Below are 243 nucleotides of genomic sequence, written 5' to 3' on the forward strand. Positions count from 1 at the left end.
GTATCTGGCCGAGTAGTGAAAGCCTTTCAAGGCTCGATGGAAGAGTGGCAAGCTATGGGGGTGCTTAACTTTGAAATGGAAAGTGCCACCTTATTCACCATGTGTGCATCTCAAGGTTTAAAAGCCGGTTGTGTAGCGGGCGTTATAGTTAACCGTACTCAACAAGAAATTCCTGATGAAAGCTTGATGAAAAACACTGAGCATCAAGCAGTAAACATTGTAGTAGAAGCCGCACGTAAGATG

General features: G+C 44.4%; 1 protein-coding gene. It reads left to right on the forward strand.

The window, feature by feature from the left end; all coding sequences use genetic code 11:
- Positions 1-36: 36 nt before the first annotated feature.
- Positions 37-243, forward strand: a 207-nt coding sequence (locus tag Q4528_RS15520) for a nucleoside phosphorylase-I family protein (protein WP_439848948.1), incomplete at its 3' end; no start/stop codon positions are given.

This window comes from Staphylococcus pasteuri, assembly GCF_030547725.1.
Classification (GTDB): Bacteria; Bacillota; Bacilli; order Staphylococcales; family Staphylococcaceae; genus Staphylococcus; species Staphylococcus pasteuri.